At 68.3% G+C, this 16,856-nt stretch carries 21 protein-coding genes; all 21 read left to right on the forward strand.

The genetic code is table 11. The annotated features are described in order from the left end of the window. Positions 1-98: 98 nt before the first annotated feature. The 21 genes from mftE (at position 99) to MSM1_RS10800 (ending at position 16,849) form a co-directional block, all read left to right on the forward strand. Entirely contained in the window at positions 99-836 is a 738-nt protein-coding gene (mftE, locus tag MSM1_RS10700) for a mycofactocin biosynthesis peptidyl-dipeptidase MftE (RefSeq protein WP_307857357.1), read from the forward strand. Then, complete coding sequence (gene mftF / locus MSM1_RS10705) at positions 833-2,245, forward strand: mycofactocin biosynthesis glycosyltransferase MftF (protein ID WP_213442051.1); 1,413 nt, start codon at positions 833-835, stop codon at positions 2,243-2,245. Before mftE ends, mftF begins: the two co-directional genes overlap by 4 nt. After that, positions 2,242-3,687, forward strand: coding sequence for a mycofactocin system GMC family oxidoreductase MftG (gene mftG / locus MSM1_RS10710; protein WP_374101716.1), 1,446 nt, complete (start codon positions 2,242-2,244; stop codon positions 3,685-3,687). The genes mftF and mftG overlap by 4 nt, the downstream gene beginning before the upstream one ends. Positions 3,688-3,889: 202 nt before the next feature. Beyond that, entirely contained in the window at positions 3,890-4,552 is a 663-nt protein-coding gene (locus MSM1_RS10715; protein ID WP_213442055.1) for a TetR/AcrR family transcriptional regulator, read from the forward strand. 40 nt (positions 4,553-4,592) lie between these two features. Continuing rightward, complete coding sequence (locus tag MSM1_RS10720; protein ID WP_213442057.1) at positions 4,593-6,236, forward strand: carboxylesterase/lipase family protein; 1,644 nt, start codon at positions 4,593-4,595, stop codon at positions 6,234-6,236. Further along, positions 6,233-6,406: a hypothetical protein gene (locus MSM1_RS10725; protein ID WP_213442059.1), complete on the forward strand. Its 174-nt coding sequence runs from the start codon at positions 6,233-6,235 to the stop codon at positions 6,404-6,406. The genes MSM1_RS10720 and MSM1_RS10725 overlap by 4 nt, the downstream gene beginning before the upstream one ends. Positions 6,407-6,686: 280 nt before the next feature. Continuing rightward, a complete protein-coding gene (rpsJ, locus tag MSM1_RS10730; protein ID WP_003873519.1) occupies positions 6,687-6,992 on the forward strand; it encodes a 30S ribosomal protein S10 in 306 nt (101 codons plus the stop codon). Positions 6,993-7,005: 13 nt separating this feature from the next. After that, positions 7,006-7,659, forward strand: coding sequence for a 50S ribosomal protein L3 (gene rplC, locus MSM1_RS10735; RefSeq protein ID WP_213442060.1), 654 nt, complete (start codon positions 7,006-7,008; stop codon positions 7,657-7,659). Further along, positions 7,659-8,330 (forward strand): 50S ribosomal protein L4, encoded by a 672-nt coding sequence (gene rplD / locus MSM1_RS10740; protein WP_213442062.1) that lies wholly within the window; start codon positions 7,659-7,661, stop codon positions 8,328-8,330. The genes rplC and rplD overlap by 1 nt, the downstream gene beginning before the upstream one ends. Further along, entirely contained in the window at positions 8,330-8,632 is a 303-nt protein-coding gene (gene rplW, locus MSM1_RS10745; protein WP_213442064.1) for a 50S ribosomal protein L23, read from the forward strand. Before rplD ends, rplW begins: the two co-directional genes overlap by 1 nt. Before the next feature lie 36 nt (positions 8,633-8,668). Continuing rightward, positions 8,669-9,511 (forward strand): 50S ribosomal protein L2, encoded by an 843-nt coding sequence (gene rplB, locus MSM1_RS10750; protein ID WP_213442066.1) that lies wholly within the window; start codon positions 8,669-8,671, stop codon positions 9,509-9,511. Positions 9,512-9,538: 27 nt separating this feature from the next. Next, positions 9,539-9,820, forward strand: a complete 282-nt coding sequence (gene rpsS / locus MSM1_RS10755) for a 30S ribosomal protein S19 (protein WP_213442068.1) — start codon at positions 9,539-9,541, stop codon at positions 9,818-9,820. Beyond that, positions 9,817-10,350 carry a 50S ribosomal protein L22 gene (gene rplV, locus MSM1_RS10760; protein ID WP_213442070.1) on the forward strand — a complete coding sequence of 178 codons (534 nt, stop codon included), beginning with the start codon at positions 9,817-9,819 and terminating at the stop codon, positions 10,348-10,350. Before rpsS ends, rplV begins: the two co-directional genes overlap by 4 nt. Then, positions 10,350-11,165 carry a 30S ribosomal protein S3 gene (gene rpsC, locus MSM1_RS10765; protein ID WP_213442072.1) on the forward strand — a complete coding sequence of 272 codons (816 nt, stop codon included), beginning with the start codon at positions 10,350-10,352 and terminating at the stop codon, positions 11,163-11,165. The genes rplV and rpsC overlap by 1 nt, the downstream gene beginning before the upstream one ends. 3 nt (positions 11,166-11,168) lie before the next feature. Further along, positions 11,169-11,585, forward strand: a complete 417-nt coding sequence (gene rplP, locus MSM1_RS10770; protein ID WP_213442074.1) for a 50S ribosomal protein L16 — start codon at positions 11,169-11,171, stop codon at positions 11,583-11,585. Next, a complete protein-coding gene (gene rpmC, locus MSM1_RS10775) occupies positions 11,585-11,818 on the forward strand; it encodes a 50S ribosomal protein L29 (protein WP_213442076.1) in 234 nt (77 codons plus the stop codon). Before rplP ends, rpmC begins: the two co-directional genes overlap by 1 nt. Next, positions 11,818-12,207: a 30S ribosomal protein S17 gene (gene rpsQ / locus MSM1_RS10780; protein ID WP_236056100.1), complete on the forward strand. Its 390-nt coding sequence runs from the start codon at positions 11,818-11,820 to the stop codon at positions 12,205-12,207. Before rpmC ends, rpsQ begins: the two co-directional genes overlap by 1 nt. 54 nt (positions 12,208-12,261) lie before the next feature. Beyond that, a complete protein-coding gene (locus MSM1_RS10785; RefSeq protein WP_213442080.1) occupies positions 12,262-12,828 on the forward strand; it encodes an MBL fold metallo-hydrolase in 567 nt (188 codons plus the stop codon). Between the two features lie 89 nt (positions 12,829-12,917). Then, entirely contained in the window at positions 12,918-15,269 is a 2,352-nt protein-coding gene (locus MSM1_RS10790) for an arylsulfatase (protein ID WP_213442082.1), read from the forward strand. A 178-nt stretch (positions 15,270-15,447) separates the two neighbouring features. Then, positions 15,448-15,954, forward strand: a complete 507-nt coding sequence (locus MSM1_RS10795) for a hypothetical protein (protein ID WP_307857358.1) — start codon at positions 15,448-15,450, stop codon at positions 15,952-15,954. Between the two features lie 4 nt (positions 15,955-15,958). After that, positions 15,959-16,849 (forward strand): formylglycine-generating enzyme family protein, encoded by an 891-nt coding sequence (locus MSM1_RS10800; RefSeq protein ID WP_213442084.1) that lies wholly within the window; start codon positions 15,959-15,961, stop codon positions 16,847-16,849. Positions 16,850-16,856 lie beyond the last annotated feature (7 nt).

The following is a 16,856-nucleotide window of genomic DNA, read 5'->3' on the forward strand; positions in this document are numbered from 1 at the left end:
ATGTTCCGGTTGCGCCGTGGCAATGGCCGGGGCGGAAAAATCGGCCGGAAGATCCAACAACCGATACACGCCAGCCAAATTCGGCTTACTATCGGCGGGTGACTGTGGCCGCGGACCTCGGGAGCGCGACGTGGAGCCAGCTGCGCGGCGGGTCTTCGGTGGTCGTGGTGGCTCCGGTGGGGGCCACCGAACAGCACGGCCCTCATCTGCCGCTGGACACCGACACCCGGATAGCGACGGCGGTCGCCCGCGCCGTCGCCGACCGCCTTGCCGGCGAGCGGTTCCCCGGCGAATCGCCGCCGCGGTGGCTGGTGGCACCGGCCATCGCCTACGGCGACAGTGGCGAGCACCAAAGCTTCGCCGGAACGATCTCGATCGGCACCGAGGCGCTGCGCATGCTGCTGGTAGAGTACGCCCGTTCGGCGACCTGCTGGGCGCAGCGGCTGGTCTTCGTCAACGGCCACGGCGGCAATGTGACGGCATTGGGTCGCGCGGTGCGGCGGCTGCGATCGGAAGGCCGCGACGTCGGCTGGTGCCCGTGCACCACGGTGGGCGCGGACGCCCACGCCGGGCACACCGAAACGTCGGTGGTGCTGCATATTTCGCCTGCCGATGTGCTCACCGACCGGTGGCGCGCGGGCAACGGGGCACCGTTGCGCGACCTGTTGCCCGCGATGCGGCGTGGTGGCGTTGCCGCGGTCACCGACGTCGGCGTCTTGGGGGATCCCACGACGGCGACCGCGGCTGAGGGACAACGGATCTTCGCCGAGATGGTCGAGGGCTGTGCGCGCCGGGTTTCCCGCTGGCAGCCCGGGCCGGATGGGATGCTGACATGACCCAGAGCCGACTGCCCAACGGGTTTGCCGTGCAAGTCGACCGGCGCGTTCGTGTGCTCGGGCACGGCTCCACCCTGCTCGGGGGCGCTCCCACCAGGGTGTTGCCGTTGGCCCCGCTGGCCCGAGGCATGCTCGCAGACGGCCGGCTGAACGTGCGTGACGCGGTCAGCGCCGAGTTGGCCCGCACCCTGCTGGATGCGACGGTGGCGCACCCGCGGCCGGCGGGTGGGCCCTCACATCGTGATGTTACTGTGGTAATCCCAGTGCGGGACAATGCGTTCGGGTTGCGGCGTTTGGTCGCGACGCTCCGGGGACTCCGGGTCATCGTTGTCGACGACAACTCGTCGCGGCCGGTAACACCGGACGACTTCCCCGGCGCGAACTGCGACATCGAAGTGCTGCATCATTGCTGCAGCAAAGGACGCGCAGCCGCACGCAATACCGGATTAGCCGTTTGTAGCACCGATTTCGTCGCTTTTCTGGATTCCGATGTGGTGCCGCACCGCGGATGGCTAGAGGCGTTGCTCGGGCATTTCTGTGATCCCACCGTCGCACTGGTGGCACCACGCATCGTCAGCCTGGCCCAAAGCGATCATCTGGTCGCGCGTTACGAGGCGGTGGGCTCGTCGCTGGATCTCGGCCGCCACGAGGCCCCGGTCAGCCCCTACGGCCCGGTGCGGCATGTTCCCGGCGTCGCGATCATTGGCCGTACCTCGGCGCTGCGTGGCATCGGCGGGTTCGACGAGACCTTACGATCCGGCGAGGACGTCGACCTGTGCTGGCGGCTGGTCGACGCGGGCGCCCGGCTGCGCTACGAGCCGATCGCTCTGGTGGCACACGACCATCGCACACGGTTACCGGACTGGCTTGCGCGCAAGGCACTTTATGGTGGTGCCGCGGCAGCGCTATCGGCGCGGCACCCGGGCAAGCCGGCGCCCCTGGTGATCTCCGGCTGGGCACTGACCATCTGGATCGTGGCGGCCTTCGGCTCGGGCGTCGGCTATCTGGCCTCACTGGCCGTCGCCGCCCTGACGGGCCGCCGAGTCGTGGCCGCAATGCGCGGTGTCGACACCAAGCTCTGTGATGTGGCGGCCGTTGCCGCCGCCGGCTTATCGTCAGCGACGCTGCAACTGGCGTCGGCGATTTGCCGGCACTATTGGCCGGTGGCGTTGCTCGCGGCCATCGTGTCCCGCCGCTGCCGGCGAGCCGTCGTCGTCGCGGCCATCGTCGACGGCGCGGTGGACTGGGCTAACCGCCGGGCGGCCCTCGCCGCAGAGACCCCCCCGATCGGCTTGGTGTCCTACCTGGCGCTCAAACGCCTTGATGACCTGGCCTACGGCGCCGGTGTGTGGTGGGGTGTCGCGCGGGAGCGCAACCTCGGCCCGCTGGTACCGCGGATTCGGGCCTGACCGCTGCCTTGAGCACGCCCGCGACGCACAGCGATGTGTTGATCATCGGTGCCGGTAGCGCTGGATCTGTTGTGGCCGAGCGCCTTTCTGCCGACCCTAGCTGCACGGTCAGGGTGCTGGAAACGGGCCCCGGTCTCACCGATCCCGCATTGCTGGCGAAAACCGCCAACGGGTTGCAGCTGCCGATCGGCGCCGCCAGCCCGCTGGTGCGGCGCTACCTCACGCAGCTCACGGTCCGGCCGGCGCACTACGTGCCCATCGTGCGCGGCACGACGGTGGGCGGCTGTGGCGCGGTCAACGGCGGCTATTTCTGCCGCGGCCTGCCGGGCGACTTCGGCTGGGCTCCCGGCTGGGCATGGCCGGAGGTGCTGGAGCACTTTCGGGCGATCGAAACAGACCTCGATTTCGACGGCGCCGCCCATGGCCGCGACGGTCCGATACCCGTGCACCGTACTGACGAATTCGTAGGCAGCACAGCGTCTTTCATATCTGCTGCAGAGAGGGCCGGGTTCGGCTGGATCGATGACCTGAACGATGTGGGGCCTACGATGCCAGCGGGTGTGGGCGCGATCCCGCTGAACATCGTCGACGGTGTGCGAACCGGCTCGGGGGCGGCCTATCTGATGCCCGCGCTACGACGCCCCAATCTGATGCTGCACACGCAGACTCGCGCGGTGCGATTGCGTTTCTCGGGCACGCGTGCCACCGGTGTCGACGCTGTCGGCGCCGACGGCCCGATAACCGTCACCGCGGACCGCATCGTGCTGTGCGCCGGCGCGATTGAGTCGGCGCATCTGCTGATGCTTTCCGGAATCGGTGACGAGTCCATGCTGCGTGCCGCCGGGGTGCCGGTGGTCGTGCCGTTGGCGGTGGGAATGGCATGCAGTGACCACCCGGAATGGGTGTCGCCGACGAGCTGGGCGGTGGCGGAGGGCAGACCGGTCCTGGAAGTGATGCTAAGCACCGCGGATGGTCTCGAGATCAGGCCGTACACGGGTGGCTTCGTCGTCATGACGGGCAACGGTACCGCCGGGCATCGGGACTGGCCGCATATCGGGGTGGCGCTCATGCGGCCGCGGGCGCGGGGACGCGTCACGCTGATCTCGCCTGACCCGGGGGTGCCGCCACGCATCGAGCACCGCTACGACAGCGCGCCCGAGGATGTCGCGGCGCTTTGCCGCGGAACCGAATTAGCTCGTGAATTAGCCGGTGCGGCAACGGTGATAGGATCGCCGGTGTGGTCGACGTCGCAGCACTTGTGCGGCAGCGCGCCAATGGGAGCGGCACCCGAGCAGGGTGCCGTGGTCGACCAGTGCTGCCGGGTGCACGGCATCGACGGCCTGTGGGTGATCGACGGCTCGATTCTGCCCAGGATCACCAGCCGCGGGCCGCATGCCACGATCGTGATGCTCGGCCATCGGGCGGCGGAGTTCGTTCGTTGAGCAAAATCGGCGTGCCGTGACACCGCGGCCGGCGTCGAGCGGCCGATCCCCGCGTGGCCCGTATGGTGACGGGAGAATCGGTAGGCTGCGTGCGAAGGACATGCTCGCTGTGTCGGACGACGCCCGCCGGTGGCTACGGGTAGCCGAGATTGCAGACCGTCGGCCTTGTAGCGAGGCTTGCAGTTCGAGAAAGGGCGGACAGATGACCACTCCACGACGCGCCGACCCGCGGCCGGCCATATCGCGTGCCCGGCTAGTCGATGCGGCGACGTCGTTGCTGCGGCAGGGCGGTCCGGGCGCGGTGACCGTCGACGCGGTCACTCGTGCGGCCAACGTCGCCCGCGCCACGCTGTACCGCCACTTCCCCAGCGCGAAAGAGTTGCTGGCGGCGGCGTTCAGCAGCCTGCTGCCACCGGCGCCGATGCCGCCGACGCAGGGCTCGCTGCGCGACCGGTTGATCGCGCTGGTGCAGGCCCAAGCCGACTTGATCGCCGAGGCCCCTGGCATGCTGACCGCAATGTCTTGGCTGGCGCTGGGGCCCAACCTAGAGCAGATGCCACCGGGTCGTCACGACGAGGGCGCGGACACGACGGCCATAACCACGCTGCGGGAACGCATTGCCCAGCAGTACGCGGCGCCGTTCGACGCTATTTTCGACAGCCCGGAGGCGGCCGAGCTGGGTGAGATCGACCGTGCCCGCGCGATCGCGCTGCTGATCGGCCCACTGGTGGTGGGCCGGCTTTCCACCTTGCCTGACTTCGACTATCGGGAGTGCGCGCGCGCGGCGGTGGACGGTTTCTTGCACGTGCAGCGCCGCCAGCGCAAGACGGTCAGCGCAACCGGCACCGAATCGGTGGGTGCTTAGGCGGCCCGCGTCGAGCCGCTTGCCCTTAGGCTCAGGTTTTATGCCGGTCGGATCGCCTCGCCGCCCAGGCCGCCACGGACGGCGCGCCGTTGCGCTGATGGCGGCGGCGGCGTTGACCGTGGGTTGCGGAGGTGGTGTCCGCGCGGTACCGCAACCGCCGCGGGCGGCCGATGCGCACCCGGCGGATGCCGGGGTGGTGCGCGTCTCCTCGGGCTTACTGCGCGGTCGGGTCGCCGCGGATTATCGGCTGTTTCAGGGTATTCCCTATGCGGCGCCGCCGGTGGGGGCGCTGCGTTGGCAGCCGCCGCGGCCGGCGCCGCCGTGGCCCGGGATGCGGGACGCCAGCAAGCCCGGCCCCCAGTGCATCCAGGGAAACACCCGCGAGCACGGCGCCAGACCGGCCAGTGAGGACTGCCTCACCCTCAACGTGTGGACACCGGCGGCCGGGGGCGGCCAGCGCCCGGTGATGGTGTGGATTCACGGCGGGGGCTTCGTCAACGGCAGCGGAGACCTCTATAACGCGCGGTCGCTGGCGGCCCGCGGCCACATTGTCGTGGTGACCATCAACTACCGGCTGGGCGCCCTCGGATTTTTGGCGCACCCCGCGCTCGGCCCGGCGGGCGAGGTGGGCAACTACGGGCTGGCCGATCAGCAGGCCGCGCTGCGCTGGGTCCGTGACAACATCGCCAGCTTCGGGGGTGATCCGGCCAAGGTCACCGTGGCCGGCGAATCCGCCGGCGCCATGTCGGTATGCGACCATCTCGTGGCGCCCGGGTCGGCGGGACTTTTCCACGCCGCGATCATCCAGAGCGGCCCGTGTCAGGCGCAGGCCGACCTCGCCACCGCGCAGCGCCTCAGCGTGGACTACGCCGCCTCGGTGGGCTGCCCCGATTTAGTCGTGGCCGCGCAGTGTCTGCGGGCTCTTCCGGCTGCGGCGCTGGCCCGCCCGCCGTGGTATGCGCGCATCGGAGACTCCGACTCGTTGTCCGGTCCGGTGACCGGGACGACAACGCTGCCGGTCGACCCGGTGGCCGCCCTCGTCTCGGGTCGCGCGGCCAAAGTTCCGGTGCTGATCGGCATCAACCGTGACGAGTTCACCATGTTCGCGGCGCTGCGATATTTGCGGTTGGGCCGGGCCGTGGCGTCCGAAGAGTATCCCCGCATGCTCGCAGACGTTTTCGGCGCGGGCGGGCGGGCCGTGCTGGCGCATTATCCGCCGGAGCGCTACGGCGGGGATGTCTCGCTCGCCTATTCCGCCGCGGTGACCGACGGTGTCTTCGCGTGCCCGGCCGATCGGATGGCGGCCGGGCTGCGCCGCGGGGCGCCGGTCTATGGCTACGAGTTCGACGACCGCGACGCTCCCGCGCCCAAGCCACTCCGCCAGGCGCCTTTCCCGATCGGCGCCAGCCACTCGCTGGAGCTGCGCTACCTGTTCAACGCCGGGGAGTCCTCCTCGCTGGATCCCGCGCGGCGCCAGCTGTCCGATCAGATGATCAGCTACTGGAGCCGATTCGTGACCACCGGCGCCCCGGACGCGCCCGGCGAGCCGGCTTGGCCCGCGCTCGGCGGCGATCCCAACCACAGTGCCTGGATGTCGTTGCGTCCCGACGGCAGCCGGGTCATCACCGACTTCGCGCAGTCGCACCAGTGTGTGCTCTGGGCGGCCCTGAAAGGGAAGCGGTGACGGCCGACCCGCGGGCCGAGCCGATGGTCCACGGCAAGGCGGCGCTAAAGCCCGAGGCGACGGCGGCCCAGCCCCGCCTCCCCCAGGATCGGGCGGAATCTGCGGGCACCCGCCGGGTTTCGGGGCTGCTGGGGTCAACCGGCCGGGATTTGGCCGATACCATGTTCTAGGGCATACTGTTCAGGTTGCCTTGCGCCGGGTTCGCGCCTGGCCGGGCAACCGACCGGCGTCCGTACGGGCGCGTGCGGCCCCCTCTTCGGAGCGCGACACCTTTCAGCCGCCGACCAGGCTGTGTGCCGGCGACGCGCCCGATCGCGGGACCGGTGCACCAGGACAGGTAAACAGCGGCGCAGCGTCCAACGCGCTGGATCGACCCAGATCGACCGGCGCCGCGTTGGACACCGGAGTCGGACCCATAGGGACCCCGAGCGGGGAGTGAGGTAGCGAAGCGTGGCGGGACAAAAGATCCGCATCAGGCTTAAAGCCTACGACCATGAGGCGATCGACGCCTCAGCGCGCAAGATCGTGGAGACCGTCGTCCGCACGGGCGCCAGCGTGGTCGGCCCGGTGCCGTTGCCGACCGAAAAAAACGTCTACTGCGTCATCCGCTCCCCGCATAAGTACAAGGACTCGCGGGAGCACTTCGAGATGCGCACCCACAAGCGGCTGATCGACATCCTCGATCCGACACCCAAGACGGTGGACGCGCTGATGCGTATCGATCTGCCGGCCAGCGTCGACGTCAACATCCAGTAGGAGATCCGGACCGATGGCACGAAAAGGCATCCTGGGCACCAAGCTGGGCATGACGCAGGTGTTCGATGAGAACAACCGGGTTGTGCCGGTGACGGTGGTGAAGGCCGGCCCGAACGTGGTGACCCGCATCCGCACCCCGGAGCGCGACGGATACAGCGCCGTGCAGCTGGCCTACGGGGAGATCAGCCCCCGCAAGGTCAACAAGCCGCTGGCCGGTCAGTACGCGGCCGCCGGTGTCAACCCACGCCGGCATTTGGCCGAACTGCGACTCGACGACCCGGCCGCGGCGGCCGAATACCAGGTGGGCCAGGAGCTGACGGCCGCGATCTTCACCGACGGCAGCTATGTCGATGTGACCGGCACGTCCAAGGGCAAGGGTTTCGCCGGAACCATGAAGCGGCACGGGTTCCGCGGGCAGGGCGCCAGCCACGGCGCCCAGGCGGTGCACCGCCGGCCGGGGTCCATCGGCGGCTGCGCTACCCCGGCTCGGGTGTTCAAGGGCACCCGGATGGCCGGCCGCATGGGCAACGACCGGGTGACTGCGCAGAACCTGGTGGTGCACAAGGTCGATGTCGAAAACGGTGTGCTGCTGATCAAGGGTGCGGTGCCCGGCCGCAGGGGAGGACTGGTCATGGTCCGCAGCGCGATCAAGCGAGGTGATACGTAGTGGCTGCCCAGGGGGAGAAGACGCTAACGATCGACGTCAAGACACCGCACGGCACGGTCGAAGGCACCGTCGTGCTGCCGGCGGAGCTGTTCGACGCGCCGGCAAACATCCCGCTGATGCACCAGGTGGTCACCGCGCAGCTGGCGGCGGCCCGCCAGGGCACGCACTCGACCAAGACTCGCGGCGAGGTACGCGGCGGTGGCCGCAAGCCCTACCGGCAGAAGGGCACCGGCCGGGCCCGGCAGGGTTCGACGCGGGCCCCGCAATTCACCGGAGGCGGAGTGGTGCACGGCCCCAAGCCGCGTGATTACAGCCAGCGCACTCCGAAGAAGATGATCGCCGCCGCGCTGCGCGGCGCTTTGTCGGACCGCGCGCGCAATGGCCGCATCCACGCGGTCACCGAACTGGTGTCGGGCCAGACCCCGTCGACTAAGAGCGCCAAGGCGTTTCTGAGCACCCTGACCGACCGTAAGCGCGTGCTGGTTGTCATCGGGCGCAGTGACGTGACGGGGGCGAAGAGCGTGCGCAACCTGCCGGGTGTGCACGTGCTGGCACCGGACCAGCTCAACACCTATGACGTGCTGCGCTCCGATGATGTGGTGTTTTCCGTCGAGGCGCTCAACACGTACATCAACGCGAACACCCAGCAGCCGCAGGAGGTTTCGGCTTGATGGCGACCCTCACCGACCCGCGCGACATCATCCTGGCTCCGGTCATCTCCGAGAAGTCCTATGGGCTGATCGACGACAACGTGTACACCTTCCTGGTGCATCCCGACTCCAACAAGACGCAGATCAAAATCGCTGTGGAGAAGATCTTCTCCGTCAAGGTCGCGTCGGTGAACACCGCGAACCGGCCGGGCAAACGCAAGCGCACCAGGACCGGATACGGCAAGCGCAAGAGCACCAAACGCGCCATCGTCACCCTCGCGCCGGGCAGCAAGCAGATCGACCTGTTCGGGACACCGGCCTAGCCGACCGCACGAAAGCGAGAAAGAGACCCAACCGACATGGCAATTCGCAAGTACAAGCCGACGAGTCCAGGTCGTCGCGGCGGAAGCGTCTCCGATTTCGCCGAGATCACCCGCTCGGCCCCGGAGAAGTCGCTGGTGCGCCCGCTGCACGGTCACGGTGGACGCAACGCGCACGGCCGAATCACCACCCGCCACCGGGGCGGCGGGCACAAGCGCGCCTACCGGGTGATCGACTTCCGGCGCAACGACAAGGATGGTGTCAACGCCAAGGTTGCGCATATCGAATACGACCCCAACCGCACCGCGAACATCGCGTTACTGCACTATTTCGACGGTGAGAAGCGCTACATCATTGCGCCGCAGGGAATCTCGCAGGGCGACGTGCTGGAGTCAGGGCCTAACGCCGACATCAAGCCGGGTAACAACTTGCCGTTGCGCAATATCCCGGCCGGCACCGTGATCCACGCCGTCGAGCTGCGCCCGGGCGGCGGCGCCAAGCTGGCCCGCTCGGCCGGGGCGAGCATCCAGTTGCTCGGCAAAGAGGGCAGCTACGCGTCGCTGCGCATGCCCAGCGGGGAGATCCGCCGCGTCGACGTGCGCTGCCGGGCGACGGTCGGGGAGGTGGGCAACGCCGAGCAGGCGAACATCAACTGGGGCAAAGCCGGCCGGATGAGGTGGAAGGGCAGGCGCCCGTCGGTTCGCGGTGTCGTCATGAACCCGGTGGATCACCCGCACGGCGGCGGAGAGGGTAAAAGCTCCGGCGGCCGCCACCCGTGCAGCCCATGGGGCAAGCCCGAGGGACGCACCCGCAAACGACGCAAACTCAGCGACAAGCTGATTGTCCGGCGCCGGCGCACCGGCAAGAAGCACTCGCGCTAGAGGTCGAGAGTAGCCAGGAGTTGGGAAATGCCACGCAGCCTTAAGAAAGGGCCGTTCGTCGACGATCACCTGCTCAAGAAGGTCGACGCGCAGAACGAGAAAAACACCAAGCAGGTCATCAAGACCTGGTCGCGCCGGTCGACCATTACTCCCGACTTCGTCGGCCACACCTTCGCCGTGCACGACGGGCGCAAGCACGTCCCGGTGTTTGTCACCGAGGCGATGGTGGGCCACAAACTGGGTGAGTTCGCGCCGACGCGTACCTTCAAGGGCCACATCAAGGAAGACCGGAAGAGCAAGCGCCGATGACCACCACCATGACCGAATTTCCGTCGGCGATCGCCAAAGCGCGGTATGTGCGGGTGTCGGCGAGCAAGGCCCGCCGCGTGATCGACCTGGTGCGCGGCAAGCCGGTGTCGGAGGCGCTGGACATCCTGCGCTGGGCACCGCACGCCGCCAGCAAACCGGTGGCCAAAGTAATCGCGAGCGCTGCGGCTAACGCCACCAACAACAATGGGCTGGACCCGGAGACCCTGGTGGTCGCGACCGTGTATGCCGACGAGGGCCCGACCGCCAAGCGAATCCGCCCGCGCGCGCAGGGCCGCGCCTTCCGGATCCGTCGCCGTACCAGCCATATCACCGTGGTGGTGGAAAGCCGTCCGGTCAAAGGTCGGCGAGCGTCGCAGTCGGCCCGGGCCCGTCGCGCCCAAGCCAGCAAGGCCGCCGCTAAAACGCTGGCGGAAAAGGCGCCGCCGGCGAAAATGACGTCCACCGCGTCGCCCACGGCTATCTCGGGGACACCCGCTACGACTTCTGACGCGAAGGGAGGCTCGCAGTAGTGGGCCAGAAAATCAATCCGCACGGCTTTCGCCTTGGCATTACCACCGACTGGAAATCACGCTGGTACGCCGATAAGCAGTACGCCGAATACATCAAAGAAGACGTCGCGATCCGCCGGTTGCTGCGCAACGGGCTGGAGCGCGCGGGGATCGCCGATGTGGAGATCGAGCGCACCCGCGACCGGGTTCGGGTGGACATCCACACCGCCCGTCCGGGCATCGTCATCGGCCGTCGCGGGACGGAGGCCGACCGCATCCGTGCCGACCTGGAGAAGCTGACCGGCAAGCAGGTGCAGCTTAATATCCTGGAAGTGAAAAACCCCGAGGCGCAGGCGCAGCTGGTGGCCCAGGGAGTTGCCGAGCAGCTGAGCAACCGGGTGGCGTTTCGCCGGGCGATGCGCAAGGCTATCCAGTCGGCGCTGCGCCAGCCCAACGTCAAGGGCATCCGGGTACAGTGCTCGGGGCGCCTCGGCGGCGCCGAGATGAGCCGCTCGGAGTTCTACCGCGAGGGCCGGGTTCCGCTGCACACGCTGCGCGCCGACATCGACTACGGGCTGCACGAGGCGAAGACCACGTTCGGCCGGATCGGCGTGAAAGTGTGGATCTACAAGGGCGACATCGTCGGGGGCAAACGCGAGGCGGTCGTCGCGCCGGTGGGCGGCGAACGTCCGCGCCGCGAGCGGCCGTCGGGAACGCGCCCGCGCCGCAGCGGCGCCGCGGGCACCACGGCGACGGGCACCGAGGCCGGACGCGCGGGTGCCGAGGAAGCCGCCGCGGTCGGCGAGCCGGCACAAACACAGAGCACGGAGAGCTGAGTCATGTTGATTCCCCGTAAGGTTAAGCACCGTAAGCAGCACCATCCCCGTCAGCGCGGCATCGCCAGCGGTGGCACTTCGGTGAGCTTCGGCGACTACGGCATCCAGGCCCTCGAGCACGCCTACATCACCAACCGCCAGATCGAGTCCGCCCGTATCGCCATCAACCGGCACATCAAGCGTGGCGGTAAGGTGTGGATCAACATCTTCCCGGACCGCCCGCTGACGAAAAAGCCCGCCGAAACCCGGATGGGCTCGGGCAAGGGCTCGCCGGAATGGTGGGTGGCCAATGTCAAGCCGGGCCGGGTGCTGTTCGAGCTTAGTTATCCCAATGAGACGGTCGCCCGGGCGGCACTGACCAGAGCGATTCATAAGCTGCCGATCAAGGCGCGCATCGTCACCCGAGAGGAGCAGTTCTGATGGCAGTGGGAGTCTCTGCTGGCGAACTGCGTGAGCTCACCGACGAGGAGCTGACCGAGCGCCTGCGCGAATCCAAGGAGGAGCTGTTCAATCTGCGCTTCCAAATGGCGACCGGGCAGCTCAATCACAATCGTCGAATTCGCACCGTACGCCGGCAAATCGCGCGCATTCACACCGTGCTGCGCGAACGAGAGCTGGGTCTGGCCTCCGGACCCGAAGGTGAGGAGTCGTGATGGCAGAGCCCGGCAGCGAAGCGACGGCCGCCCCGAAGGTGTCACGGGCCGCCGCGGCACCGGCGGGGCCTGGTGGGGATGCCGCGCCGAAAGAACCGAAAGAAAAGGGCCCCAGGCATACTCCGCGGACACCCAAGCCCCGCGGCCGGCGCAAAACCCGTATCGGCTATGTGGTGAGCGACAAAATGCAAAAGACCATCGTGGTCGAACTGGAAGACCGGATGAAGCATCCGCTCTACGGCAAGGTCATCCGGACCACCAAGAAGGTCAAGGCGCATGACGAGAACGGCATCGCCGGTGTCGGTGACCGGGTGGCGTTGATGGAGACGCGGCCGCTGTCGGCGACCAAGCGCTGGCGGCTCGTCGAGATTCTCGAGAAGGCCAAGTAGTTTCCGGCTCCGCCGGCGCCGGTGCCTCGGCTGGTGCTCCTCGGTGTCGGGGCGATGAGCTCGCCGCGCTACCGCCCGGCCGGCTTGCTGGTGGCCTGGGGCGGCCACCGCGTCATGCTGGACGGAGGCCGCTCCGCGGATCCCGGAGCGCCGCTGGATGCGTGGCTGGTCTGCGACGAGCACGCGGAGTTGGCGCCGCGGATCCGGCGCCGGGCCGCCGAGCTGGGTGTCCGCCCCGCTGTCGGCCCATTCGTGGCCGGCGGCACCCGGCTGCGGCCGCTGCCGGTGCGGCACACCTCGCACCCCACCGTGGGCTACCTGATCGAGACGGCCCGCCAGCGCGCGGTGTGGGCGCCCGAGTTCTGGGAATTCCCGGACTGGGCGGCGGGCTCGGCGCTGATGTTCGCCGAGGCCGCCGGATGGAACCGCCCGATCCGATTCGCCCACGGCGCTGGCGGGCACGCGTGCGTGCGGGACGTGGCCGAGGCGGCTCGCGGCGCGGGCGTGCGCCGGCTGGTCTTCGCCCACATCGGCCGGCCCAGCATCCGGGCGATCGACCGCGGCGAGCGGCCACCCTTCGGTGAATGGGGTCACGAGGGCGCGGTCTTCCGGCTGCGCTGAGCGCCCGTGCCTGCGCCGGTTTGGCACCTCCCCGACACTTCGCGGGTATAGGCTCGCCGCACCGAGGGTCATGCAGAACGGAGCCGGTGATGGCAGCGGAGTTTCACGGCAAGATCGAGCTGGATATTCGCGATTCGGAGCCCGATTGGGGCCCGTACGCGGCGCCCACCGCGCCGGAGAACGCGCCTAACGTGCTCTATCTGGTGTGGGACGACGTCGGCATCGCGACGTGGGACTGTTTTGGCGGGCTGGTCGACATGCCGGCCATGAGCCGCATCGCCCGCCGCGGGGTGCGGCTCTCGCAATTTCACACCACCGCCCTGTGCTCGCCGACTCGGGCGTCGCTGTTGACCGGGCGCAACGCCAGCACCGTGGGCATGGCAACCATCGAGGAGCTCACCGACGGTTTCCCGAACTGCCACGGGCGCATACCCGCCGACACCGCGCTGATCTCGGAGGTGCTTGTCGAGCGTGGTTACAACACCTACTGCATCGGCAAGTGGCATCTGACACCGCTGGAGGAGTCCAACCTGGCGGCGACGAGGCGCAACTGGCCGCTTTCGCGAGGCTTCGAACGGTTCTACGGGTTCTTGGGCGGTGAGACCGACCAGTGGTACCCCGACCTGGTGTACGACAATCACCCGGTGGCGCCGCCGGCAACCCCCGAGGACGGTTACCACCTGTCGAAGGACATCGCCGATAAGACGATCGAATTCATCCGCGACGCCAAGGTGATCGCGCCCGCGAAGCCATGGTTCGCCTACGTGTGCCCGGGCGCCGGCCATGCGCCCCATCACGTCTTCAAGGAGTGGGCGGACAACTACGCCGGACGCTTCGACATGGGATACGAGCGCTACCGCGAAATCGCGCTGGAGCGCCAGAAGGCGATGGGCATCGTGCCGGCCGGCACCGAGTTATCCGCGATAAACCCCTATCGTGACGTGAAAGGCCCTGCCGGACAGCCATGGCCGCAACAGGACACGGTGCGGCCATGGGAAACGCTGAACGCTGACGAGAGGAAGCTGTTTTCCCGCATGGCCGAGGTATTCGCGGGCTTCCTCAGCTACACCGACGCCCAGATCGGGCGGATTCTGGACTATCTCGAGGATTCCGGACAGCTGGACAACACCCTGATCGTGGTGATCTCCGACAACGGCGCCAGCGGTGAAGGCGGGCCGAACGGATCGGTGAACGAGGCGAAGTTCTTCAACGGCTACATCGACACCGTCGAAGAGAGCTTGAAGCACCTTGAGCATCTGGGCGGCCCGCAGACCTACAACCACTACTCGATCGGGTGGGCGATGGCCTTCAACACGCCCTACAAGTTGTTCAAGCGCTACGCCTCACACGAGGGCGGCATCGCCGACCCGGCTATCCTCAGCTGGCCCAACGGCATCGCCGCGCACGGTGAGGTCCGTGACAACTACGTCAACGTCTGCGACATCACCCCGACCGTGTACGACCTGCTGGGCTTGACCCCGCCGCAGACGGTGAGGGGAATCCCGCAAAAACCGCTGGACGGAATGAGTTTCAAAGCGGCGCTTGCTGACCCGAACGCCGACACTGGAAAAAGCACCCAGTTCTACACCATGCTGGGAACCCGCGGGATCTGGCATGACGGCTGGTTCGCCAACACCGTGCACGCCGCCGTCCCGGCGGGGTGGTCGCATTTCGCCGCCGACCGCTGGGAGCTCTTTCACATCGCCGCCGATCGCAGCCAGTGTCATGACCTGGCCGCGCAGCAGCCCGGCAAGCTCGAGGAACTCAAGGCGCTGTGGTTTGCCGAGGCCGCCAAGTACAACGGGCTGCCCCTGGCCGATTTGACCCTGCTGGAAACGATGTCGCGGTGGCGGCCGTACGTGGCCGGCGAGCGGTCCACCTACACCTACTACCCCGGCACCGCCGGCGTGGGCATGGGTGCGGGCGCCGAGATACGCGGCCGGTCGTTTTCGGTGCTGGCCGACGTGACCATCGGCACCGCCGGTGCCGAAGGTGTGTTGTTCAAACAGGGCGGCCGCCACGGGGGGCATGTCCTGTTCATCCAGGACGGGCGGCTGCACTACGTCTACAATTTCCTCGGCGAGCAGGAGCAGCTGCTCTCCTCTCCCGCGGCGGTGCCGCCGGGCAGGCATCTGCTGGGAGTGCGCTATGCCCGGACCGGCACGGTCGCGGACAGCCACACCCCGCTGGGTGCAGCCACCCTCTACATCGACGGCACCCCGGTTGCCGCAATGCCGGACATGAAGACCCAGCCGGGCACGTTCGGGCTGGCCGGCGTCACCACCACCGTCGGGCGCGACAGTGGCTCGGGGGTGTCCAGGCGCTACCCAGCGCCGTTCGAGTTCACCGGGGGCGCCATCACACACGTCACCGTCGATCTCTCGGGTGCAGCGTACACAGATTTGGAAAGGAAACTGGCACTTGCCTTTGCGTGTGACTGAAAGGCCGTTGAGGCCGTGGTGCGCCGCGCTGGGATCCGCATGCGCGGTGGCCTTCGCAGTGTGCGCGTGCGACAGGATCAGCGCAGGCACCGCTATCCGGGCGGATCAAACGGCTCCGTCGGTGGTTATGACGACAACGCCCACAACCCCGACTGCGGAACCAGGAGTCGAGACCACAGTGCCGGAGCACATTCCACCGAACGCGTTCGCGTGCTTTCCGCAGCCAAGCGGTATCGGAACTCCCAGCGTCGCTACGGTCTCCGATCCGGCCGCGCCCCGGATCACGGTGGCGGTGCCCGACGGCTGGACCTCGGAGCCAGGAGACGGCGACGTGGCGCTGACCCTGAGCGGGCCCGACGACCTGACGGGGAAGATCACCGTCGCCGCGACAACCCTCGACCCCGCTGCGGCCTTCGCCGACTACGCGGCCACGCTGCGCGCAGCGCATCCGGACGTTCGGGTCGACGTTGCGGCGGCCCAGTTTTGCGGTTACAGCAGCCAGAAGTTGACCGGGGCATTTGGCGGGCCGAGCGGTGAGGTCGCTTTCGCCGACCGCATCACCGACATCTGGACCAACACCAAGACCTATTTGGTCACGATCCACCTGGAAGGACCGGTCGGCGCGCCCGGGTTCGACGCAGCGAAAGCCGCGTTGCTGCCGGAGTTCGCCATCGTCATACCCTGAAACCGTGCTCACCGAGTTGGTGGACCTGCCGGGCGGAACGTTTCGGATGGGCTCGAGTTGCTACCCCGAAGAGGCGCCGATCCACACCGTGACCGTGGGCGCGTTCGCGGTGGAACGCCACCCGGTGACCAACGCGCAGTTCGCCACGTTCGTCGCCGCGACAGGCTATGTGACGGTCGCGGAGCAACCGATCGATCCCGCGCTTTACCCGGGAGCCGACCCCGGTGAGCTGCAGCCGGGTGCGATGGTGTTTCGCCCGACGCCCGGCCCGGTGGATCTGCGGGACTGGCGCCAGTGGTGGCACTGGGTGCCGGGCGCCTCGTGGCGGCACCCGTTCGGGCCCGACAGCGATATCGAGGGCAAGGCCGATCACCCCGTCGTGCAAGTCGCCTACCCGGACGCCGCGGCGTACGCGCGGTGGGCGGGGCGGCGGCTGCCCACCGAGGCCGAGTGGGAGTACGCGGCCCGCGGCGGGACCACGACGACATACGCATGGGGTGACGAGGAAAAGCCGGGTGGGCGGCTGATGGCCAATACCTGGCAGGGCAAGTTCCCGTACCGCAACGACGGCGCCCTCGGCTGGGTGGGCACCTCTCCGGTGGGCACGTTCCCGCCCAACGGGTTTGGATTGCTGGATATGATCGGCAACGTCTGGGAGTGGACGGCCACCGAGTTTCGCGCGCACCATCGGCTCGAGCGGCCGCCGAAGGCCTGCTGTGCGCCGTCGGGCCCCGCGGACCCCGCGATCAGCCAGACGCTCAAAGGGGGCTCGCACCTGTGCGCGCCGGAGTACTGCCACCGCTACCGGCCGGCGGCGCGCTCTCCCCAGTCGCAAGACACCGCCACCACGCACATCGGGTTCCGGTGCGTCTCGGACCGCTTGGGCCACAGCTAAAAAGGCG

This window comes from Mycobacterium sp. SM1, assembly GCF_018361265.1.
In the GTDB taxonomy this organism is placed as follows: Bacteria; Actinomycetota; Actinomycetes; order Mycobacteriales; family Mycobacteriaceae; genus Mycobacterium.